Source organism: Parabacteroides sp. PH5-46 (assembly GCF_029892785.1).
Lineage (GTDB): Bacteria > Bacteroidota > Bacteroidia > Bacteroidales > Tannerellaceae > DFXE01.
In genome coordinates, this window is the sequence record NZ_JARXXA010000004.1 from 152,180 (window position 1) to 174,798 (window position 22,619).

The following is a 22,619-nucleotide window of genomic DNA, read 5'->3' on the forward strand; positions in this document are numbered from 1 at the left end:
TATAATGAAAAAGATAATATATATAGTAACTGCAATAAGTCTGTTGTTTACACTGACTTCTTGCGAAGATTGGTTGGAGCAATTTCCTCATACCGATCTAGCTGACGATGAGGCTATCCAGTCGATAGATGATGCTCAATTTGCAATGAATGGTGTTTATTATCGTTTAAGAAGTGCTAGTTTCTATGGACGGGAACTCTGGGCCTCTACTGATTCCGGTACGGATGACGTGGTGTTAAGAACAGATAATTCCAATCGTTTTACATCTACTTACATGTGGACTATTCAACCGGGTGACCAGTTTTATACCCCCACATGGCTTCAGGGATATAGAGCAATACATGCTGCAAATGAAGTTATCAAACGTTTGCCTGACGTTGTAGTAGCAAATCCTGCCGACGAGACTCTAAAGTCTCAATTGCTTGGAGAGGCTTATTTTATCCGTGCATTGGTTCATTTTGAATTAGTGAAAACGTTTGCTCACGATTTCGATTATCAAGGAAATGGCCGGATGGGTATTCCTTATATGAAGGAACCGAGCATCGAAACGAATGTGGCACGAAATACAATTGATGAATGCTTCACATGGATAGTTGAAGATCTTGAAACAGCTGTCAGTCATATGAACGAGGATAAAAAAAGTAATACTTTTTCAGTTGGAAAGTTAGCAGCTAAAGCTATTCTTGCTCGCGTTTACCTTTACAAAGCAGGCAAAAATGACAAAGCTTCTTTCGATAAGGCTGCGGGATATGCTAAAGAAGTAATAGCCTCAGATAAGTATAGATTGGCTAAAGCTTCTGAATATGAGATTACGACAACCAATCCTTTGGCTTTACCAAAAGACTGGGCCTTTGCTTCAAGCATGTGGTTCCCTGGAGAAGGTTATGCGGTAGAATCAATTTTCACTATACCTTACAGCAATACCGAATCGAATGGTACAAACCATATTTCTAAAATATATTTAGATAAGAACAGAGGATATGGAGATTTATTACCTTCTAAAAACCTTAAAGATTTGATCGCTGAAAATCCGGATGATGTGCGTAATTCATTCTTCTATGAAGCTCCTGACGGAAAAATAGGAAGTCGTAAATTCTTTGGACCCGCTGGGGAAGCTGAGCTTTGTAATTTGAACGTGATACGTTTATCAGAAATGTATCTGATAGCTGCAGAAGCTTCTGTTCGTGGTAACGGAGGAGATGCTGAAGCCAGAAAATATTTGAACGAACTACGGAAGAACAGAGGCTTGGCAGATTTCAATCAATCAGGAAGTTCTTTATTGAATGAAATAATGAACGAAAGAAGAAAAGAATTATGTTTTGAAGGTTTCCGTTTAAGCGACCTCAAGCGTCTTAACATGAGTGTTGTAAGAGGGGCTGATCCTGAAAATCCGGGCAATCAGAATTATGGATTAGTATATCCTAACGCACGTTTTGCTGCTCCTATTTCTGATGCAGAATTAAATGCAAATAACCTGATGGTTCAAAACGAAGGTTATGACAAATAATTTTATCAATTAATAAAATAGAAATATGAAAAATCTAAAATATTTATTGTTTTTATTTATTCTGCCGGCCTTGTTTACAGCTTGTGAAGATGATCAAATATACGATGGGCCAGCACGAGTTAAATTTGAAAAAACAACAGGTAGAGTTACTATTCCTTTGACAGATACAACTGAAACTGTCAGGGTACAATTGGTTTCTGCTCCTTTGAAAAATCCGATAGACGTAAAAGTTACTGTAAGCGGAGGAACTGCAGAACAAGGAAAGCATTTTGATGTTTCATTATCGGATAAACTGACAATTCCGGCAGGCGAAAACATCGTTTCTTTTGATGTTAAATTGTATTATTCTGCCTTCTCTTTCTTAGAAGAGCGTACCATCGAATTTACATTGGAGGGATCAAGCGCTGCTACTGAAATACCGGGAGTTAATAAGTTTACACTTACAGCCGTTCCTGTCGCTACTCTTACCTATACAAATGTAGGGAAAGGGGTTTACTCTTCGACATTATTTGATGATCCAGACCCCACTGAAGTAGAGTTTGAAAGATGCGATCAGTTACCAAATAATTATAAAATGATTGGTTTCTTTACAAACCCAATTGAAATAAAGGTAGATCCTGCAAAAGGAACAGCTGTCATAGAAGCTCAGGATCTTGGTGATGATCTTTTTGGTGAAGGCACTAATTCATGGTTAGAATGTACAAATGGAAGATATGCTGAAGGAATCATAACCTTTGAAGAAAGCGATTGGGATAATGTCTTCTATACGAGTGAAGGCATGTCGTCCGGAGCTAAAATCGGAGTAGATATTTATACGCTTCCGGCAGGTAGTTTCTAAAATATCATAATATAACAATAAAAGAGGTGAAGTAACTCCTAAAGACTTAGGAGTATACTTCACTTCTGTTTTTTTAGGTATCACTCTCCCCAGCCGGAGGAGATGTTTTTAAGGGCAGACTGGTAGCTGCTGACGAGGTCTTGCATGACTTCTTCTACTGATTGGGATTCGTGGAAGAGGGAGGCTATCTGGCCTATTTCGAGTTCTCCTTCTTGTAGGTTGCCTTCAAAGATGCCTTTTTTGGCGCGTCCTCGCCCTAGTAGTTCTCTCATTTCTTCAACGGAGGCACCACGGGCTTCGGCTTCTTCTACGGCTTGTTTGAAGTCGCCTTTGGCCAGGCGGGTAGGGGACAGTTTCTTTAGCAATAGTTTGGTATCCCCTTCATCCAGACTTAGGCATAGTTGCTTGAAGTTGTCGTGGGCGGAGCTTTCTTTTGTTAGGGCAAAACGGCTGCCTATTTGCACACCTTCGGCTCCTAAGGCTTGTACGGCGGCAATGGCTTCGCCGGTACCGATTCCTCCGGCTGCTATGAGTGGGAGGGTGGTTGCCCGGCGTACGGCAGGTATCAGGCATAAAGTGGTTGTTTCTTCCCTTCCATTGTGCCCTCCGGCTTCAAAACCCTCGGCTACAATGGCGTCTACGCCAGCCTCTTCACACTTGGCGGCAAATTTGGAACTACTCACCACATGGGCCACTGTTATGCCTTGTTCTTTCAGGTAATTTGTCCAGGTTTTCGGGTTACCGGCAGAAGTGAAAACAATTTTCACACCCTCCTCGGCTATAATATGCATGATTGTTTCTATTTCGGGATACATGAGCGGAACATTCACACCGAAAGGCTTATCGGTTGCCTGTTTACATTTAATAATATGTTCGCGAAGTACTTCCGGATGCATAGAACCTGCTCCTAATAAACCTAATCCTCCGGCATTGCTAACTGCAGAAGCTAATCGCCACCCGCTACACCATACCATACCTCCCTGTATAATAGGATATTTGATATTAAATAACTGACAAATTCTGTTCATAGCTAATAAATTTTTATGTTATAGTAATACAAAATTACCCAATATACTGGATAATAGCCGTTTTTCACTCTTGTTTTTCAGTTTTTGAATTGCAGAAAATCGTTGGCCTATAATTATCGGTCAGTTGGCCGACGGCCGTCAGCCAACTAACTGATAATTGTCAGCCAATTGACCGACAGCTATCGGCCAATAAAAATCCTGGCATAAAAGGTCGTATTTTACAGGAAGTAATTTCGGTTTGAATGGAGGAATTTTCGTTAGTTGTCATTATCTTTGTCCCATTACTACTTTGTAAAATATTCTAAAACACAAAAAATGAAGAAGATGGTACTTGCTGCCGGTTTGGTAGTCGCGCTTAGCGCATGTGGCTCATCTGAGAAGAAATCGAGCCAGAATGATACAGGAAACCCCTTCCTGTCTGAGTACACCACCCCTTATGGGGTTCCGCCCTTTGATCAGATTAAAATGGAACATTACAAGCCAGCTTTCCTGCAAGGAATGGAAGAGCAGGTGAAGGAAGTAGATGCCATTATTAATCAAACGGAATCTCCTACTTTTGAAAATACGATTGTGGCATTAGACCAATGCGGCGAATTGCTACGGAAAGTACGAACTGTATTTTACGGACAAAACAGTGCCAATACTAATGATGAAATGCAGGCCCTGAGCCGTGAAATGTCTCCTTTGTTTTCCAAGCATTCAGACGATATTAATCTGAATCCGGCCTTATTTGCCCGTGTGAAAGCTGTGTATGATAATAAGGACAACCTAAATCTGAACAAAGAACAGGCGAAGTTGCTGGAAGAAACCTATAAAGGCTTTGTTCGCGGAGGAGCAAACCTGAGTGCCGAAAAGCAACAGACTTTGCGTGAGTTGAACAGCAAAATATCAATGCTGCAGCTTAATTTCGGGCAGAACATGCTGAAGGAAACAAATGCTTTTCAGTTGGTAATAGATAATGAAGGAGACCTGTTGGGATTGACGGATGCACAAATAGCTGCTGCTGCACAAGCTGCCAAGCAAGCAGGCCATGAAGGTAAATGGCTCTTTACATTGCACAACCCGAGCATTATGCCTTTCCTGCAGAATTCTGACAAACGCGAATTGCGCGAACGTATATTCAAAGGATATACCATGCGTGGAAACAACAATAACGAAAATGACAATAAGGATGTTGTAAAACAATTGATTACTCTTCGTCTGGAAAAGGCTAAACTGATGGGTTATGATGATTATGCTTCTTTCGTGTTGGAAGAGCGCATGGCGAAGAATGAAAAGAATGTTTATAACTTGCTGGATGAACTTTGGAATCCTGCCCTGAAGAAAGCTAAAGAAGAATTAGCTGATATTCAGGCTGAAATAAAGAAAGAAGGTAATAGCTTTACAGCAGAAGGCTGGGACTGGCGCTATTATTTTGAAAAGGCCAAAAAGGCTAAGTTCGACCTGGATGAGGCTCAAATCCGTCCTTATCTGAAACTGGAAAATGTATACGAAGGAGCTTTTTATGTAGCCAACAAGCTGTATGGCATTACGTTTACACAACTTAAAGATATTCCGCTGCCTCACCCCGAAGCCATTGCTTTTGAATGTAAAGACAAAGACGGTAGCCATTTAGGGCTTCTGTATATGGACTTCTTCCCACGTGCCAGCAAGAATGGCGGTGCCTGGTGTGGAGGCTATCGCAGCCAGACGTATGCCGATGGAAAGAGAGTATCTCCGGTTGTTACGGTTGTGTGCAACTTTACTCCTCCTGCAGCCGGCGAACCTGCTTTGTTGAGCGCTGATGAAGCCAATACGTTATTCCACGAATTCGGACATGCCTTGCATAGCCTGTTCAAAGATGTACATTACTTTGGTATCTCAGGTGTTCCACGCGATTTCGTAGAGCTTCCTTCCCAGGTTATGGAACATTGGGTGTTTGAACCGGAAGTGCTGAAGGTATATGCCAAACATTATCAGACCGGTGAAGTAATCCCTGGCGACCTGATTGAAAAGCTGGATAAGAGCGGAAAATACGGACAAGGCTTTGCTACGACAGAATACCTGGCTGCCTCTTACCTGGATATGGACTATCACATCTTGAGAGACCTTCCGGCTAATAAAGAAGTAATGAACTTTGATGTATTGAACTTTGAAGCTGAAACGCTGGGTAAAAGAGGTTTGCTGAGTCAGATCCCTCCCCGTTACCGTTCTACCTACTTCAGCCATACGATGGGTGGTGGATACACAGCCGGTTATTATAGCTATATCTGGTCGGAAGTGCTGGATTCGGATGCCTTTGAGGCCTTTACGGAAACAGGCGATATCTTCAACCAGGAAATGGCTGATAAATTCCGCAAATATGTATTAACTCCCGGCGGTATTGACGATGCAATGGATATGTATAAGAATTTCCGTGGCAAGGAACCGGGTACCGGACCTTTATTGAAGAACAGAGGTTTGAAATAAATAAAAATAGAAATGCAGGTCATATCACATGACCTGCATTCCAGACATCAAACTATTCATTAGTGGACTAAAAAGGGAATGTTTAATTACAATTTTATTGTTTCAGAATTACCACTATAGATAACCGTTGCGTCAGGAATAGGACGCGTATCAAACCCTTTCGCCTTATCTTTATTCACGAGCACTACATGAAATTTACGTTGGCCAACCATACCGGAAAAATCACCCTTGCGCTCGCCAATTGTAACCTCCTTTGTATGATCGTTGTATTGAATTGAGATTGTTGCATATTTACCTTTTTCGTAGTTGTAGTTGGTACCTTCATCTTCGTACAAATCAAAAGATGCATCTGCTCCGGCATATACATAAAGCGTGACATCTGCATCCGGTTTTTCCGAGCTATATTGTATCTCTTCGCCTACCGGTATGATGGAGCCTGCTTTTACGAACAAAGGCATACGTTCGTAAGGGGCATCCACCGAAATGCACTGTCCGCCTTCTGTATATGTACCATTATAGAAATCATACCAACCTGTATTCTTGGGGAAATAAACTTCTCTGTTACGCGCTTTGTACTCGTATACGGGGCATACCAATAAGGATGGCCCGAACATGTACTGGTTGCCTATATTGTTCACCTTCGCGTCCTGTCCGAAATCCATCACCATCGGGCGCATAATGGTATAATCGTTCAGATATACCCAGCCTGTCATGGAATAGATATAAGGCATCAGGCGATACCTTAATTTGTCGTAATAGACAATCGTTTGGTAAGCCGGATGCTCCTCCGGGGCGATGTTATACACTTCGCGGAACGGGTATTGGCCATGTGTGCGGAATAGGGGGACAAAGGCTCCGAACTGTGTCCAGCGGGCATTTAGTTCGCGCCATTCATTCATGTCTTCCGAGCCCTCCTGTGCCTGTTCAAAACGCTTTTGAACGCAGAATCCGCCGATATCCATTGTCCAGTAAGGGTTGCCCGACATGGAGTGATTAAGTCCGGCTGATATCTGGGCTTTATAGTCTTCCCAGCAGGTACCGATATCGCCACTCCAGGTAACGGCTCCATACTTTTGAAGTCCGCAGAAGCCGGAACGAGTCAGTAGGAATACACGCTTATCATTATCTACCGCCCGTTGCCCGTTATAGATAGCCATAGCATTCATCAGGGCATAGGTGTTGAAGTATTTGGTAGATGGCCCGAGCGCTGTTGGGTTCATCAACTCTTTCCGGTACTCTATGCTGGCATTGGAAAGGATATCCGGTTCGGAAGCATCCATCCACCAGGCATCAAACCCTAATGGGTATAAACAATCCTTCATCTGTTTCCAGAACAAATCACGCGCTCCTTCGCTGTAAGCATCATAGAATGATCCGATGTATCCTTTGCCTATCCAGTCTCTTATGCTGTCTTTTACGGCGCGTTGGTACATCCAGCCTTTTTCGTCAAACTCCTTGTAGTGGATGGTGTTTTCGTAGAATTTAGGCCATACGGAGATCATGATTTTTGCATTCAGATCATGCACCTGCTTTACCATACTGCGAGGATTGGGAAATCTTTTGGCATCAAACTGATGGCTTCCCCACTGGTCTTCTTCCCAGTAGCTCCAGTCCAGTACAATATTGTCGATAGGTATTCTGCGTTTGCGAAACTCTTTCAGGGCATTCAGTAGTTCGTCCTGGGTTTTGTATCGTTCCCTGCTTTGCCAGAAGCCCATGGCCCATTTAGGCATCACCTGAGCCTTTCCGCTGATGCTACGGTACCCTTTGATCACATCATCCATGGAGGTACCTTTGATGAAGTAATAGTCGATCTGATCGCCCATTTCGGAGTAAAGGGATAGCTTGTTCTGCTCTTCTGCCGCTACGGGAGAAAGTGCTTTCAGTCCGATGTATGACACACCTCCGTCGGGCTGCCACTCCAGGCGGATATGATGATGCTTTCCGGCCTCCATATATACATTAAACTTGGCAACAGAGGGGTTCCATGCCGTGCGCCATCGGTCGGCCATTAATTTGCCATCTATCCATATCTTGGTATACCCGGCATAGTAAAGGAGAAAACGGTGGATACCGGACTCCTTTGCCTGCAGGTCGCCTTCCCATACGATGCTTGAATTATGAAACGGAAAGCCTTTCGGAAAATCTTTTATGCTTTCCAGGTTTTCGTAATCAATGGTATTTTCCGTACGGGTGATATATATATTGTTTGGGTCTGAGTTTGTATAATAAGTAGCCGTTAGCCCTCCTTCTGCTCCGTCTATGGAGTATAGCTTGAATTGTGAAAGCTGGGCATAGTCGCGGATATCCCCGAATTTGCTGAGGGAGTAGTTGTCCCATAAGATGCCATAATTCTTGTTGGAAACAAGGAAGGGGATGGATACCTTGGTATTGTATTGGAACAGCGTTTCGTTTTTTCCTTTATAGTTGAATTCGTCGGCCTGATGTTGCCCCAGCCCGTAAAAAGCCTCATCATCGGGCGATTCGAATACCTGATGGAGAGTATATCCGGGTGTTCCGTCTACTTCCATCGGTACGAATGCTTTTCCTCCTCCTTTGTTCTCTTGCAATATAATATTGTTATCCAGGTCTGTGAATTTCACTTCGCCTGTCTTCAGGTTGGTATGGGCTTTTAATGAGGAGGTTTGTAGTATCAGGTTGCCGTCGGCTTCAAAGGCTTCCCAGGGAGCGGTAAGCGGCGGTGTTTCTACTACCAGGCTTTTCTCTTTCGAGAACTTGTCGGGAGTGGCCGAAACGCGGATGATATTTTCATTGATAACAGACAGGCGAATGTGCCGAGGCGTTTTCAGACTGCCTTTCTCCAAGTGAACAATCACTCCGTTTTCAGTCTTTTCCCAGGTATCCGTACATGCTGCAAATATACATGCAAAAATAGATGCAATTATTATGCCGCCCAACAGTCTATTCATCACTTAGTTCTCAATTAAAACTTATTCGTTTTTTCATCCGATGGTTATTTCATCGGATACAAATTTACGATAAGAGAAACGAAGCGAAAAGGCAAGATGTTAAATCTAAAAGGCCTATTTGTTAGTAGGCAGGGTTTGCTTTGTTACATATTAGAGCATAAAATGTAAATTATTCTTCTTTTGATCCGTATTGTGAAGGCAAAATTCCAAATTCTTCCTTGAAATATTTACGGAAATACTTGGGGTTATTGAAGCCTACTTCGTATGCTATTTCAGAAACCGTCAACTGGCTTTCCTGCAGTAATTGTGCAGCCCGTTTCAGGCGTATGATACGTATAAACTCAATGGGGCTTTTGCCGGTAAGCGATAACAGCTTCTTATACAGGTGGACACGGCTCATTCCCAGTTCGCGGCTTAGTTCTTCTACCGAGAAGTCAGGGTTGGCGATGTTGACTTCCGTATATTCAATGGCTTTTTGTATTAGTTTGTCATCCAGTGAATTGACTGTTATTTTGGACGGTTCTATCTTTATTTGTTCTTCGATAACTGTCTGGTTTCGTTTACGCGCCTCTATCAGGTTGTGTATTTTTACTTCCAGAATTTCCTGATTAAAGGGCTTGGTGATGTAGTCGTCGGCACCAGCTTTCAGCCCTTCCAGCTTACTTTCTTCCCCGGCTTTAGCCGTTAGCAGGATCAAGGGAATATGAGAGGTCCGTATGTCGCCTTTTACGGCTTTACTCAGCTCTATACCATCCATTCCGGGCATCATAATGTCAGAGAGGATGATGTCCGGGATTTCCTTGTAGGCTATGGCCAGCCCTTCTGTCCCGTTTTCGGCCTGCAAAATGTGATAATGTTCTTTCAGGCGTGAAGCAATCAAGGTGCGAAGGTCTTTATTGTCTTCTATGATCAGTATTTTGGGTAAGCCGTCGGACTTCAGAACCTCTTCAAGTATGCTATCTTCATCGCTTATTTCCACATCATTGATAACCGGAAGTGTCGTGTCATTTGCTTCGGTAGAGAGTTCTTCTTTCGGACACGGAAGGAGAATGATAAACCGAATGCCGCCTTCCGGTACATTTTCCGCCCGGATTGTTCCTTCGTGCAGTAGCACGAATTCTTTGGAAATATGCAGCCCGATTCCGCTTCCCTGGTAGTTTATAGAGTTCTCAGTCTTCGTCTGATAGAAGCGGTCGAATATCTTATCTAGCTCATCTTCAGGTACTCCTTCTCCATTATCTGTGATGCTGATTTGCACCTTGTTATCTTCGGTTTGCAACAAATGGACATTGATCGTTCCTTTTTCGGGGGTGAATTTATAGGCGTTGGAGAGCAGGTTTATCAATACTTTACCCAGCTTGTCGGCATCAAAATACATGTAAAAATGTTTCAAACTGCTTGTATAGCTGAAGTTTATATCTTTACGAGCCATTACTTCATTAAAGACTTCAGACTGCTGCCTTACGAATGTTACGATATCACCCAGCGACTTTTGCAGGGTATGGGCATTCATGTCTAACTTTCTGAAATCCAGCAACTGGTTGACCAGTGTCAGCAGGTGTTTGGCATTTCGTCTCATGATCCGGAGCGACTCTTTCTCTTCGGGGTCTTTTGCCTTTTTCAGCAAATCTTCAAGCGGCGAAAGTATCAGTGTAAGCGGTGTCCGGAACTCATGGCTGATGTTGGTAAAGAAGCGGAGCTTCATTTCATCCATCTCCAACTGTTGGGTAACACGCATGTTTTCCTGGGCATACGCCAGCTTTTTCTCCGACCTTCTGGTCATCCTGCGGAAAAACCAGATGCCTCCCCCTACAAGTAAAAAGAAATAAGTAAGCCGAGCCCAGGTGGTTTTCCAGAAAGGCGGACGGACATTTATACAGAGAACAACCGGTTCCGCACTCTCGACTCCTTCATTGTTGACAGCTTTCAGATAGAGCGTGTATTTACCGGGATTCAGGTTGGTATAAGTTACCTTGCGATTGTTCCGGTCTGTTTCCAGCCATTGGTCGTTAAAGCCTTCCAGTTTATAGAAGTAGCGCGACTTGGCCGGCATGTAATAATTAAGCGACGAGAATGATAAGCTGAAATAATTGTCAAAATAATCCAGGTTAATCTCTTTGGTTTGTGCAATGCTGTTTTTAAGGATGATACGCCCATTGTAGGACTCTCCCGGACGGATACTTTTGTTGTAAAGCTGAAAGTCTGTAATAACAATACGGGGCGGAGAAGTATTGCTACTTGAAGCAGAGGGTCTGATGATATTAAACCCGGACGCCCCGCCAAACAATAGTTCTCCGTCAGAGGTGAAGTAGGCGGCATTATGGTTAAACCATTCTCCCTGAAGCCCTTCAGAGCTGTCATAGCTCAATAGGTGATAGAAGTAGCCCGGCTGGTCGTGAGCTGTAGAAACATGGATACAGGTCAGTCCGCTATTGGTTGCAATCCACATATTATGTTCATGGTCTTCCAGGATACTTTGCACCAAGTCTGCCGATAGCCCGTTTTCCTTCATAAAGAGGCGCACTTCCTTGGTGTAGGGGTTGTATACAAACAGGCCGTTTTTGGTTCCGATCCATAAGAGGCCACGGCTGTCTTCAAACAAGTTATTGATGTCGTATCTACTTAATTGTATGTTGCTGAATATCTCTTTTTCAAATAGTTCCAGTTGGTCTGTGATAACACTGTAAATAAATAAGCCGCCCTGCGAGCCTACCATCATATTGCCGGATTTGGTTTCTATAATACTATATACGGAACCCTGGGGGTTTAGTGTTTTCAGCCGTTTGCCGGTAACTACATCCAGTACAGCCGCACCTCCGTTAAGTGTTCCTACCCATAAGTTGCTGGCCATATCGCAACGTAGCCTCCAGATGTTATTATCGGGGATGCCCTCTTCGCTGTCCTCCGGATTTACGGTGTAGTGTGTAAATGTCTTGCCGTCGAAGCAATCCAATCCGGCCAGATAATATCCAATCCACAAACGACCCTGCAAGTCACTTGTCATACTTACAATGACGTCTCCGGCAGGAGTGTTTGGGTTGCCGGGAGAATGTTTATAAGTTGCATATTTATCATTTTTCCGGTCGAAATAGATCAATCCTCCTCCGTTTGTCCCGATCCATAAATTCTTGTTTTCATCTTCATGGAAACAGTTGATATCATGGAATGGCATCCTGTTCTTTTCGGTGATAATGTTGAACTTATAAATACTTTCATGATAATAGCAAACCCCCTGTTTATAGGTTCCCAGCCACATGATATTCATATCGTCATGAAAGAGGGCTTTAACGGTGTTTTGCGCCAGGCTGTTATTGTCTCCCTCCTTGTGCCACAGGGTAGTTATGCTTTCGTTTTTTTTGTCTATCAGGTTTACCCCGCCATGATCATTGCCGACCCAGATAATCCCTTTCTCGTCTTCTTCTATGGATGTGACTACATTGTTGGAAATCCTGAAAGGAGTAGGGGATGTAGAAGAATACCTAGTCCAACTGTCTTTTGCCACATCATAGTGTGCCAGCCCGTAATGCTCGCCAATGCCATATATCCATACATCACCGGTTGAATCTACAAATAGCTTGATGTCTCTGTTATTTTTCAGTTTGGCAGCCTTATGGATGGTGGAGTCTTTGCTGATTACTTTGTGCGACTGGGCTTCCATGCATTCCAATACTCCGTTTTCGTACAGAAACCAGTAACGGTTTTGCCCTTGTCTGATATCCCGTATCAAGCCCCGGCTTAAAGCGTCCGACCCACCTTGGGTGAATATCGTACGTTTGTTCTCCTTGATATCGTACATGCGGATATCTTCCCAGGTAACAAACCAGAAATTCTTCCCCAGGTCAATGTACAAGAGGCTTTCAGAAGAATTCCATAGATCATTTGTGCCGGAATATTTCTCAAGAAGCAGGTTTCCATCCTTGGCAAAACGCTCCAGAGAGGTATCAAAGATGGAATAGCCCGAACGGGTTTTGATCCATAGTTTGCCGTCGGCATCTTCCTGTATCCGTTCTATATCATTGTTGAATGTAGAAGTCTCATCATTCAGATCCTGTTTATAGGTGATTATTTCGTAGCCATCGTAGCGATTTAATCCGGAAGGTGTTCCAAACCATATGAATCCCGTTTTGTCTTTGTAGATACATTTTATCTCGCTGTCGGACAAACCTTTTTCGGCATCAATCTTTGTAAACTTGTACATGTCTGCATCAAGTGCATGAACCGATTGAAATATAAGGGATAATGTAAAGATATATAATAATAGCTGTGTTCTCATTCGGGTCTAAATAGATTTAAGAAAACCATTATTGATGAGTAAAAATAGGTATAATTTTTCATCTCTCACTCATAATACCCGATTGTTTTTTACAGTTTATTGAAGTCCCACAGTTGTTGAACTCATATTCAACAACTGTAGAACATATGTTCAACATATGTAGAACTCAAGTTCAACAGTTGTGGGATTTAAAAAACTTCTTCCATCAGGAAAAGCCTTTGAATATTGCTGATAAATTGTTTCCTTTGAGGTGTAAAAAGCAATTATATGAAAAGAGATACTATATTAAGACTGGCATTTGTATGTGTAGCATTAATCTTGTTTGGCGCAGCATGCAGCGATGAGAACGAAGATAAGCTGGCAGGCAAATGGCAAATGCAGGAGATAGAGTCGAACGGCACTTATCAAAAGGTAGATACCATCTATTACAACTTCCTTACCTCCCTGTTCCAATACCAGATATACAGCCCCACATCCAATAGCTACAATGTAGTTTATGGCTATAAAACATTAAATGACAACAAAGAACTATTACTGGAAATGGAAGACGCATCCCTTCTTCCCCATACCGACTGGACGACCACCCAACGCACCTTCACCATCGAAAAAATATCCAACAGCCAACTAATCTTAGACAGCGAAGGAAGACGCTACACCTTCCGCAAGTTCTGATTTTGTTTCGATTCAAAGGAGGAATCCTTTTCAGCAAATGAAAAATAAGCATTTCGCAGGCTTGTGATGAGGTTTTGCGAAATTTAAGGTTTTTTATTTGCAATATTCAGAACAAAATGAACCTTTATCTGGTTACTATAGTATAGATCTAAATGTTTTTGCTATGAAAAATGACACATTGAACGATGTTCTAATTAAGGCCATGAAGGCTAAAATCCCCAAAGGTGTTAATCTGGCGCATGTCTTGATGAATACCTTGTATATCGGTAAAGAGGCTGTGTATCGGAGACTTAGGGGGGAAGTTCCGTTTACTTTTGTGGAGGCTTCTATTATTTCCAACTCTTTTGGCGTATCACTGGATGTAATTTCCGGGAATAGTTCGAGGAATAATGTTTTGTTTGGATTGAATATGATGGACTATTCCAATCCTATCAATACATATTGTGCTAATATGGAGGATTTTATAAGGATTGTTAAGGTGGTTAAAGACGACCCCGACGCGAGATGGTATATAGCCTCTAATGTGATTCCTCATGTGTTTTGTGCCGGATATAGCAATCTTTCCAGATTCCTGTTGTATAAATGGATGTACCAACATGAAAAGATAAATAGTATGTTTTCTTTTTCACGATTGGTTTTCAATGAGAAGTTGAAGGATATTTTGAAAAGATACCTGGATACGTGCAAGGATATTGCTCATTCTACCTTTATTTTAGATGATGCGGTGATTCTTTTCTTACTTCGTGAAATTGAGCATTTTATGAATATAAATATGCTGACGAAAGAGGAGATGCTGGTCTTGAAAAAGGAAATGTTATCCATGATCAGCTATATGGAAGAATTGGCTACTAAAGGACACTACAAGAATGGGAATATGGCGCGGATTTATATCTCGAATGTTCATTTTGATTCTTCCTATGGCTATATTGAAACGGATAATTATAAGTATAGCCACATCAGGCTGTATTCGATTAACCGGATTTCTACCACCGACCAGGAGGTGTTCAAGCATCAGAAAGAGTGGGTAAATTCGTTGAAAAAGTACTCTACACTCATCTCAATAAGCGGAGAGATGCAGCGAATTCAGTTTTTCCAGAAACAGCGGGAATATATAAATGCGCTGGGAGTATAACGAACTTCAGAGGGTAGAGAATTTACGTTCTACAAAGTCTTTCATAAACTCAACGGTTTTATCTATGCCTAATACGGAGGCATCGACAGATAGGTTGTATGTAGAAGACATCCCCCATGTTCTGTTCGTAAAATAATCATAATAGGCAGCACGAGACTTGTCCGTTTTAGTGATTAGTTCCTTTGCCTGTTCTACGGTTATCTCTTGTCTGCTTACTACGCGTTGCAGGCGGTTCTCCAGCTTGTCATGAATGAAGAAACTAATGCAGCGTGGGTGGTCGCGAAGGATATAATCGGCGCATCGTCCTACAATAACACAGGATTCTGTTTCTGCCAATTTGCGGATAGCGTCACTTTGTATTTTAAACAGTCCTTCGTTGGATAGGATATCTGTATATGGCATATACATTCCTACGTATGAAAGGCCCAGGGAGAAGGCATGAGATAAGCCGTCGGATGCTTTTTCGTCGGCTTTTTCAAATACTTCCGGACACAAGCCGCTTTCTTTTGCAGCAAGGGTAATCAACTCTTTATCGTAATAAGGGATGCCGAAAGCTTCTGCCAGTTTTTTTCCTATTATACGTCCGCCGCTACCAAACTGTCTTCCTATGCTTAATATCATGTTGTTCATATTGTTCTGTTTTTATCTAATGATGCTAAAATACGATTTATATGGATTGTAGACTGTTAAACTTCTTAAATTGTTTATACAAAATAATGGCAGAAACAGTAACAGACACAATATCCGCAGCAGGTAAACTGACCCATACGCCAAAAGCTCCCCAAAAGCGTGGAAGTATGATCAGGAAAGGGATCAGGAATATCAGCTGACGGGTGAGGGAGAGGAATATAGCCTTTCTGGCCATGCCGATAGACTGGAAGAAGTTGACTGTAACCATCTGAAAACCTACCAGTGGAAATAGTGCAAATACGATGTGCAAGCCATAAACCGAGGCATCTATCAACTCCTGGTCTGTAGTAAACAAACGGACGATGACAGATGGGATCAGGTGAGCGATCAGAAAACCGAAAGAAGCGACCCCCACGGCATATCCGATGGTTTGCTTCAATACTTCGGTTACACGATCAAAGCGGCGGGCTCCAAAATTGTAACCAGCAATGGGTTGCATACCTTGATTCAAACCCATGATAACCATTGTAAACAGGAAGATGATCCGGTTCACAATACCATAGGCTCCAATCGCTATATCGCCTCCATACTCCTTCAATCCCCTGTTGATAAGAATAATAACAAGTGAAGAACATAAGTTCATGAGGAAAGGAGATAATCCGATGGCGAAGATGCTTAACGTCAGCTCTTTTTTCAGTTTATAAATGCCTTTTTTGAAATGAAGAATCTGTTTCGGATTTACGAAATGATTTATTTGCCAAACAAGTGATATGACCTGGGATATAACCGTTGCCCATGCCGAACCCTTGATTCCCCATCCAAAACCAAAAATGAAGATCGGGTTTAATATACAGTTGATTACCACCGATGCTAGCGTGGCATACATCGATAGTTTGGGGTAACCAGAAGCACGAAGTACACTGTTCAGCCCCAGATACATGTGGGTGATGAGATTGCCGATCAGGATAATTTGCATATAGTCGCGTGCATAAGGCAATGTATTTTCACTGGCTCCGAAGAAATAAAGAATCTTGTCCAGCAAAGGGAGGCAAATAAGCGTAAAAAGAATACCGATGACTATATTCAGTACCAATACATTTCCCAGTATACGGTTGGCCCCGTCATAATCTTTTTGACCCAGTTTGACGGAAACTAATGTAGAAGCACCTACCCCGACCAATGAGCCGAAAGCCGCAGCCAGGTTCATCAAAGGGAAGGTTAAGGCCAATCCGGCAATCCCCAAAGCGCCAACCCCGTGGCCAATAAAGATACTGTCGGCCATATTGTAAAGCGAAGAGGCCGTCATGGCAATAATAGCAGGAAGTGAATATTGTATGAGCAACTTCCTGATACGTTCGGTTCCTAAAATAAGAGGTGAGTTATTATCAGACATATAAAAAACGTACTGTTCCTTAGGCAGGCTTTTAAAAGCAGCTGCAAAGGTACGAATTATTCCATAAATATTATCTTTGCGGACTATATTGAACATTTGGAATTATGGCCGAAAATTTATTGATAGGGCAGGGAAGTAAGGTGGAGATGTATGAGGCTCTGCTTCCGCAGATAGAAGGATTGGTCTCCGGAGAGGAGGATGTAGTGGCTAATATGGCGAATGTAGCTGCTGCATTGAAGCGGACCTTCGACTTTTTTTGGGTGGGCTTTTATGTTGTGAAAAACGGAGTGCTTGTATTGGCTCCTTTTCAGGGACCTGTTGCCTGTACGAGAATTAAATTCGGAAAGGGCGTATGTGGTACTGCCTGGAAAGAGGCTCAAACGATTGTTGTACCGGATGTAGAGCAGTTTCCCGGACATATAGCCTGTAATTCGGCCTCCCGCTCAGAGATCGTAGTTCCCTTGTTCAGGGATAAAGAAGTGGTAGCTGTACTGGACATAGACAGCGACTCGCTCAATAACTTTGATGAGACGGATGCAAAATATCTTGAAACGATCTGCCGTTTAATCAATATCCGGGATTGATTGTCCTTTGGGCGGCTTGGGTTGAACGATATTCAATATTAGGTACCCGATAATTCCGGAGACAAAGGATCCGACAAATACACCCAATTTAGCCTGATTCAGCAGGTCGGCACCTATTTCCGGCAGATTGGTAAATGAGAGATTGGCGATAAACAAAGACACAGTAAAGCCAATTCCTCCCAACATGGCTACCCCGAAGAGGTTTTTCTTGTTAATACCCGGAGGTACAACCACCAACCGCAGGCGGATGGCCAGCCAGGAGAATGTAAAGATACCCACTGATTTTCCTACAAACAAACCTAAGAATATAGCCAATGGTATACCCGCCAGTGAAGTGAGTGATATGTCGCTGAATGTTACCCCGGCATTGACAAAGGCAAAGAGTGGCAGGATCACATAATAAACCAATGGATGTAGTTTATGTATAATCTTTTGAAGCATACTGATCGTCTTGTCCGCCAGTGTATGCACATTATTCAGGATATGTATCTGGGATGAGGTGAGAACAGAGGCTTTGTTGGATTGTCTTACCTCTGTATAGTCTAGCATCTGGAGGTATTCTACCATCTCTTCGGAGAACTCATCCAGCTTGATCACCGGACGAGCCGGTATGGTAAAGGCTACCAATACACCGGATATGGTAGGATGGATACCTGATTCCACAAATAGCATCCAGACCACAAACCCCAGAATATAATAAAAGCCTTCACTTATGATACGCATCTTTCCGCCTATATACGACAATACCAGGAAGATAATGGAAAGTAATAAAGGCTCAAAAGAGATACCCGAACTATAGAAAATACCGATAACAATGATACCGCCAATATCGTCGACAACTGCCAGAGCCGTGAGGAATATCCTTAGGGATAAAGGAATTCGTTTACCCAAAGCTCCCAGAACGGCTAATGCAAAGGCGATATCTGTTGCCATAGGGATAGCGGCTCCGCGTACTTCCGGGGCATTGCCACAGACAGATACGTAAACGAGTACCGGAACGATCATTCCGCCTATGGCAGCAATGATCGGCAACATGGCTTTTCGTATGGAGGATAGTTCACCGATTAATATTTCCTGTTTTATTTCCAGTCCGATAACAAAGAAGAAAAGAGCCATCAGGGCATCATTCACAAATTCAAGCAAAGTCATCGGAACCCCGTGATGCGAAAAGAAACTATGACTGCCTATCTGGAAATCAATAGGATGTGACAAGATTGTATTATATATGCCCGCCCAAGGGGAATTGGCCAGAACCATGGCTAATATTGTTGCCAGAAACAGTAGTAAGCTGGCATTAGGCTTCATGGTGGCCAGGCGTTGTATAGGTTTAAGTATAACTTTTATCGGACTCATGCTGTTAACTTGTGTTTTTTTCAACCGTGCTAGGTTATAGTTTGCAAAAATAAGTAAAAAACTGGAATTTCAAAAGGATAAAAGCAGTTTCCGATGCTTTATTCTTCTTCTAGATAGGCTGTTTCTACTTTTAAAAGTCTTGTTTTAAGTCGCTCAGCTTCTCCTTTTCGTATGCGTAAAGTCATTTTACAATCCATATCGAACTGTTGTGACAAAATAGTAGGATTGTCTTCTTTTATGATTCGCATAATGCTGTTCAGATGCGGGTATTCAAAGATAACAGTTATATCCTCGTCTACCGTGCATTCGATTATTTCGGCATTGGCAATGGCATCAGCAGCGGCTGAACGGTATGCAACAATCAGCCCGCTTGTACCCAGCTCTATACCTCCGAAATAGCGTACAACCAGTATTAGGATGTCTGTCAGCTCATTGGAGTTGATCTGTCCCAGAATGGGCTTTCCGGCAGTAGAGGATGGTTCGCCGTCATCATTGGCACGAAAAACGGCTCGTTCGCTTCCCAGCATGTAAGCCCAGCATATATGTCTGGCGTCATAGTATTTTTTTCGGTATGCCTCCAGCAGTTCCTTTACTTCATCCACTGTCTGCACAGGGATCGCATACGAGATAAAGCGGCTTCGCTTTTCTGTATAATATCCTTCGGCTATTTGTTTGATGGTCTTGTAACTGTCGTCGGCCATTTGCTAATCGGGTATATGGGTTTGTTGTTCTTCGCGATAGGCTCGGAAGTCTTTCATTATCTCCTCTATTTCTTCAATGAAATAAGGGTCTTTTACTTGTTCTTTGATTGCGTTATAATATGCTTCGATGGCCGGAAGGGCACAAATATCCTGTCCTCTCAGAACAAAATAAGGTTCTTCCTTCTCGATGCATTGTTTGATCATTACTATCGGATTCTTCATAAAAAAACTTCGTTTTTCAATTAACTTCTCAGTTCTTCTGCTAAGAATTGAGAAGTGAGGCTTGTTGTGTTTTTAAGCATTTTTTCGGGGGGGCCGGTGAAAAGGATATTTCCACCTTTCCGGCCTCCTACGGGTCCGATATCTATCAGATAATCGGCCGATTTGATGATATCCATGTTGTGTTCTATAACAATCACGGTATTACCCTTGTCTACCAGCTTGTTCAGTACTCCCAGTAATACCCGTATATCCTCAAAGTGAAGTCCGGTGGTCGGTTCGTCCAATATGTATAATGTTTTGCCGGTATCCCTTTTGGCTAGTTCGGTAGCCAGTTTTACCCGCTGACTCTCACCGCCGGAGAGGGTAGTGGAAGGCTGTCCCAGTTTGATATACCCCAAACCTACATCTTGCAGTACTTTTATTTTATGCAGAATAGTGGGGACATTCTCGAAGAACTCAACAGCCATATTGATTGTCATATCCAGTACTTCAGCGATGGATTTTCCACGGAAACGGACTTCCAGTGTTTCCCTGTTATAACGTTTTCCATGACATTCTTCACAAGGCACCAGTACATCCGGCAGGAAGTTCATTTCTATAGCCTTATATCCGTTTCCTTTGCAGGTTTCACACCTTCCGCCGGAAACGTTAAACGAAAAACGTCCGGGTTTGTAACCTCGTATTTTAGACTCCGGCAGTTCAACAAACAAACTTCTGATATCAGAAAATACTCCGGTATAGGTCGCCGGATTACTTCTGGGAGAACGTCCGATAGGCGACTGGTCTACATTTACTACTTTGTCTATATTGTTGATTCCCTCTACCGAGTCGTAGGGCAGGGGATCTTCCAATGAGCGATAGAAATGCTGGCTTAGTATGGGTTGAAGCGTTTGGTTTATCAAGGTAGATTTTCCGCTACCCGATACTCCTGTTACACATAAGAAAAGTCCGAGAGGGAAAGAAACGTCTACCTTTTTAAGGTTATTTCCCCGGGCTCCTTTGATGGTGATATATTTACCGTTTCCTTTCCTGCGTTTGGGAGGGATTTCTATTTTCATTTTCCCATTCAGATAGGCCGAGGTAAGTGTGTCCGCTTTCAGCATTTCTTCGGGTGTGCCGGCAAAGACAATTTCTCCACCCAGCCGTCCGGCTCTGGGACCCAGGTCTACTACGTAATCGGCACTCAGCATCATTTCTTTGTCATGCTCAACCACGATAACGGAATTACCTGTATCTCGTAGTTGTTTCAGTGAGTTGATCAGGCGTACATTGTCCCGCTGGTGCAGTCCGATACTGGGTTCATCCAGGATGTAGAGTACATTTACCAGCTGACTGCCGATTTGTGTGGCCAGTCGGATACGTTGGCTCTCACCTCCGGACAATGATGCGGAAGCACGCCCCATGGAAAGGTATTCCAGTCCTACATCCAGCAGAAATTTCAGGCGCGAACGGATTTCTTTCAGTATTTCTACTGCAATCTGGCGTTGTTTCTCATCCAAGCGTTCCTCTATACCTTCCAGCCACTCGTATAATTCGGAAATATCCAGGGTTGATATCTCAGCGATATTTTTATCAGCAATCTTATAATGCAAGGCTTCTTTATTCAGGCGTTGGCCATTACATTCCGGGCAGGCCGACATCTTGATAAACTGTCCGGCCCATTTCTGAGCCGAGGCAGAGGCTTCGCTTTCCTGTTGCATCATGATGTACTTTGCCACTCCTTCATACGAGAGGAAGTAATTGGAATTACCCAGAGAGGCGTTCTTTATCTGCAAACGCTCGTCTGTACCGTTCATGATGTCATCTATGGCTTCTTCGGGCAGATCTTTGATAGGGGTTTTGATGGTTACACCATATTTTTCACAGATGGCTTCAATCTGCCAGAAAATAAGCGAATTCTTATATTTTCCCAGAGCTACAATTCCACCATTATAAATGCTTAATGATGGATTCGGAACGATTTTCTCTATATCCAGCAGGTTTACTTGTCCCAAACCTTTGCATTTGTGACAGGCTCCCTGTGGCGAGTTGAACGAGAAATTATGAGGAGCCGGTTCGCTATACGACAGTCCGGTCTTCGGATCCATCAGCCGGCGGCTATAGTGGCGGATTTCGTTTGTGTCGGCATCAAATACCATGATCAGACCGTCTCCTTGCTTCATGGCAACTTTCAGGCTTTCTTTCAGGCGGCGTTCGTCCGATTTGGAAATAACCAATTTGTCTATCACCACTTCTATACTGTGGTTCTTGTAGCGATCCAGCTTCATACCATGCAGTATCTCACGTAGTTCGCCGTCTACACGAACGCTCAGATATCCCTTTTTTCGTACCTGCTCGAATAATTCTTTGTAATGTCCTTTACGGTTTCGCACCAAAGGAGCTAGAATGTATGTCTTCTTGCCCTGATACTTATCGATAATCAGGTTTAACACCTGTTCTTCGGTGTATTTTACCATCTTTTCTCCTGTCAGATAGGAGTAAGCTTCACCAGCCCGTGCATATAAAAGACGGAAGAAATCGTATACTTCGGTGGTAGTCCCTACCGTAGAGCGGGGATTCCGGTTGGTAGTTTTCTGCTCAATGGAAATAACGGGGCTTAGTCCTGTGATCTTGTCTACATCCGGGCGATCCATGTTCCCGAGAAAATGTCGCGCATAGGCCGAGAATGTCTCTACATAGCGTCGTTGCCCTTCGGCAAAGATGGTATCAAATGCCAGTGACGACTTACCGCTTCCACTCATTCCCGTAAGAACCGTAAGACTGTTACGCGGTATATCAATATCTATATTTTTTAGATTATGTACCCGTGCCCCCAATACCGAGATGAGGCCACCCTCCAATGCATTTTTATCTTTTATCATTTGCTTTTTACCCTATTCAACATCCGCCAAAAGCGAAACACAAAGGT

Annotated in this window: 15 protein-coding genes; 6 read left to right on the forward strand and 9 right to left on the reverse strand. The window is 43.0% G+C overall.

The window, feature by feature from the left end; translation table 11 throughout:
• Nucleotides 1–4: 4 nt before the first annotated feature.
• Both M2470_RS05615 and M2470_RS05620 read left to right on the forward strand, forming a co-directional pair.
• Complete coding sequence (locus M2470_RS05615) at nt 5–1,507, forward strand: RagB/SusD family nutrient uptake outer membrane protein (protein ID WP_280744061.1); 1,503 nt, start codon at nt 5–7, stop codon at nt 1,505–1,507.
• A gap of 25 nt (nt 1,508–1,532) precedes the next feature.
• The gene (locus M2470_RS05620; protein ID WP_280744062.1) at nt 1,533–2,345 is read left to right on the forward strand and encodes a hypothetical protein; all 813 of its coding nucleotides are present in this window, start codon (nt 1,533–1,535) and stop codon (nt 2,343–2,345) included.
• Between the two features lie 80 nt (nt 2,346–2,425).
• Here M2470_RS05620 and M2470_RS05625 read toward each other — a convergent pair whose 3' ends face one another.
• Entirely contained in the window at nt 2,426–3,373 is a 948-nt protein-coding gene (locus M2470_RS05625; protein WP_280744063.1) for a nitronate monooxygenase, read from the reverse strand.
• Nucleotides 3,374–3,688: 315 nt separating this feature from the next.
• Between M2470_RS05625 and M2470_RS05630 the strand changes: the two genes are divergently transcribed.
• Complete coding sequence (locus tag M2470_RS05630) at nt 3,689–5,821, forward strand: M3 family metallopeptidase (RefSeq protein ID WP_280744064.1); 2,133 nt, start codon at nt 3,689–3,691, stop codon at nt 5,819–5,821.
• 86 nt (nt 5,822–5,907) lie between these two features.
• Here the strand turns inward: M2470_RS05630 and M2470_RS05635 are convergent, their stop codons facing one another.
• Together M2470_RS05635 and M2470_RS05640 are read right to left on the reverse strand one after the other, a co-directional pair.
• On the reverse strand, nt 5,908–8,751 hold the full coding sequence (locus M2470_RS05635; protein ID WP_280744065.1) for a TIM-barrel domain-containing protein: 2,844 nt from the start codon (nt 8,749–8,751) through the stop codon (nt 5,908–5,910).
• A gap of 169 nt (nt 8,752–8,920) precedes the next feature.
• The gene (locus M2470_RS05640) at nt 8,921–13,024 is read right to left on the reverse strand and encodes a two-component regulator propeller domain-containing protein (RefSeq protein ID WP_280744066.1); all 4,104 of its coding nucleotides are present in this window, start codon (nt 13,022–13,024) and stop codon (nt 8,921–8,923) included.
• A gap of 267 nt (nt 13,025–13,291) precedes the next feature.
• Here M2470_RS05640 and M2470_RS05645 point away from each other — a divergent pair, with 267 nt between their 5' ends.
• Together M2470_RS05645 and M2470_RS05650 are read left to right on the forward strand one after the other, a co-directional pair.
• Entirely contained in the window at nt 13,292–13,696 is a 405-nt protein-coding gene (locus M2470_RS05645) for a lipocalin-like domain-containing protein (RefSeq protein ID WP_280744067.1), read from the forward strand.
• Between the two features lie 163 nt (nt 13,697–13,859).
• The gene (locus tag M2470_RS05650) at nt 13,860–14,828 is read left to right on the forward strand and encodes a hypothetical protein (protein WP_280744068.1); all 969 of its coding nucleotides are present in this window, start codon (nt 13,860–13,862) and stop codon (nt 14,826–14,828) included.
• 6 nt (nt 14,829–14,834) lie between these two features.
• Here the strand turns inward: M2470_RS05650 and M2470_RS05655 are convergent, their stop codons facing one another.
• A complete protein-coding gene (locus tag M2470_RS05655; protein WP_280744069.1) occupies nt 14,835–15,458 on the reverse strand; it encodes a cytidylate kinase-like family protein in 624 nt (207 codons plus the stop codon).
• A gap of 37 nt (nt 15,459–15,495) precedes the next feature.
• Nucleotides 15,496–16,851 (reverse strand): MATE family efflux transporter, encoded by a 1,356-nt coding sequence (locus tag M2470_RS05660; RefSeq protein ID WP_280744194.1) that lies wholly within the window; start codon nt 16,849–16,851, stop codon nt 15,496–15,498.
• Nucleotides 16,852–16,955: 104 nt separating this feature from the next.
• On the opposite strand from M2470_RS05660, the gene M2470_RS05665 reads away from it, so the two are divergent.
• A complete protein-coding gene (locus M2470_RS05665; RefSeq protein WP_280744070.1) occupies nt 16,956–17,435 on the forward strand; it encodes a GAF domain-containing protein in 480 nt (159 codons plus the stop codon).
• Here the strand turns inward: M2470_RS05665 and nhaA are convergent.
• From nhaA to uvrA, 4 genes are all read right to left on the reverse strand, one after another.
• Entirely contained in the window at nt 17,415–18,788 is a 1,374-nt protein-coding gene (gene nhaA / locus M2470_RS05670; protein WP_280744071.1) for a Na+/H+ antiporter NhaA, read from the reverse strand. The genes M2470_RS05665 and nhaA overlap by 21 nt on opposite strands.
• A 98-nt stretch (nt 18,789–18,886) precedes the next feature.
• Nucleotides 18,887–19,489, reverse strand: coding sequence for a YigZ family protein (locus M2470_RS05675; protein ID WP_280744072.1), 603 nt, complete (start codon nt 19,487–19,489; stop codon nt 18,887–18,889).
• A 3-nt stretch (nt 19,490–19,492) separates the two neighbouring features.
• Nucleotides 19,493–19,711 carry a hypothetical protein gene (locus M2470_RS05680; RefSeq protein ID WP_280744073.1) on the reverse strand — a complete coding sequence of 73 codons (219 nt, stop codon included), beginning with the start codon at nt 19,709–19,711 and terminating at the stop codon, nt 19,493–19,495.
• A gap of 20 nt (nt 19,712–19,731) precedes the next feature.
• Nucleotides 19,732–22,572 (reverse strand): excinuclease ABC subunit UvrA, encoded by a 2,841-nt coding sequence (gene uvrA / locus M2470_RS05685; protein WP_280744074.1) that lies wholly within the window; start codon nt 22,570–22,572, stop codon nt 19,732–19,734.
• Nucleotides 22,573–22,619 lie beyond the last annotated feature (47 nt).

What these genes read in the sequence shown, in the direction of transcription:
- uvrA (WP_280744074.1), bottom strand. Translation starts at nt 22,572, where the DNA reads ATGATAAAAGATAAAAATGCATTGGAGGGTGGCCTCATCTCGGTATTG.
- nhaA (WP_280744071.1), bottom strand. Translation starts at nt 18,788, where the DNA reads ATGAGTCCGATAAAAGTTATACTTAAACCTATACAACGCCTGGCCACC.
- M2470_RS05625 (WP_280744063.1), bottom strand. Translation starts at nt 3,373, where the DNA reads ATGAACAGAATTTGTCAGTTATTTAATATCAAATATCCTATTATACAG.
- M2470_RS05635 (WP_280744065.1), bottom strand. Translation starts at nt 8,751, where the DNA reads ATGAATAGACTGTTGGGCGGCATAATAATTGCATCTATTTTTGCATGT.
- M2470_RS05630 (WP_280744064.1), top strand. Translation starts at nt 3,689, where the DNA reads ATGAAGAAGATGGTACTTGCTGCCGGTTTGGTAGTCGCGCTTAGCGCA.
- M2470_RS05650 (WP_280744068.1), top strand. Translation starts at nt 13,860, where the DNA reads ATGAAAAATGACACATTGAACGATGTTCTAATTAAGGCCATGAAGGCT.
- M2470_RS05640 (WP_280744066.1), bottom strand. Translation starts at nt 13,024, where the DNA reads ATGAGAACACAGCTATTATTATATATCTTTACATTATCCCTTATATTT.
- M2470_RS05620 (WP_280744062.1), top strand. Translation starts at nt 1,533, where the DNA reads ATGAAAAATCTAAAATATTTATTGTTTTTATTTATTCTGCCGGCCTTG.
- M2470_RS05660 (WP_280744194.1), bottom strand. Translation starts at nt 16,851, where the DNA reads ATGTCTGATAATAACTCACCTCTTATTTTAGGAACCGAACGTATCAGG.
- M2470_RS05665 (WP_280744070.1), top strand. Translation starts at nt 16,956, where the DNA reads ATGGCCGAAAATTTATTGATAGGGCAGGGAAGTAAGGTGGAGATGTAT.
- M2470_RS05655 (WP_280744069.1), bottom strand. Translation starts at nt 15,458, where the DNA reads ATGAACAACATGATATTAAGCATAGGAAGACAGTTTGGTAGCGGCGGA.
- M2470_RS05645 (WP_280744067.1), top strand. Translation starts at nt 13,292, where the DNA reads ATGAAAAGAGATACTATATTAAGACTGGCATTTGTATGTGTAGCATTA.
- M2470_RS05675 (WP_280744072.1), bottom strand. Translation starts at nt 19,489, where the DNA reads ATGGCCGACGACAGTTACAAGACCATCAAACAAATAGCCGAAGGATAT.
- M2470_RS05680 (WP_280744073.1), bottom strand. Translation starts at nt 19,711, where the DNA reads ATGAAGAATCCGATAGTAATGATCAAACAATGCATCGAGAAGGAAGAA.
- M2470_RS05615 (WP_280744061.1), top strand. Translation starts at nt 5, where the DNA reads ATGAAAAAGATAATATATATAGTAACTGCAATAAGTCTGTTGTTTACA.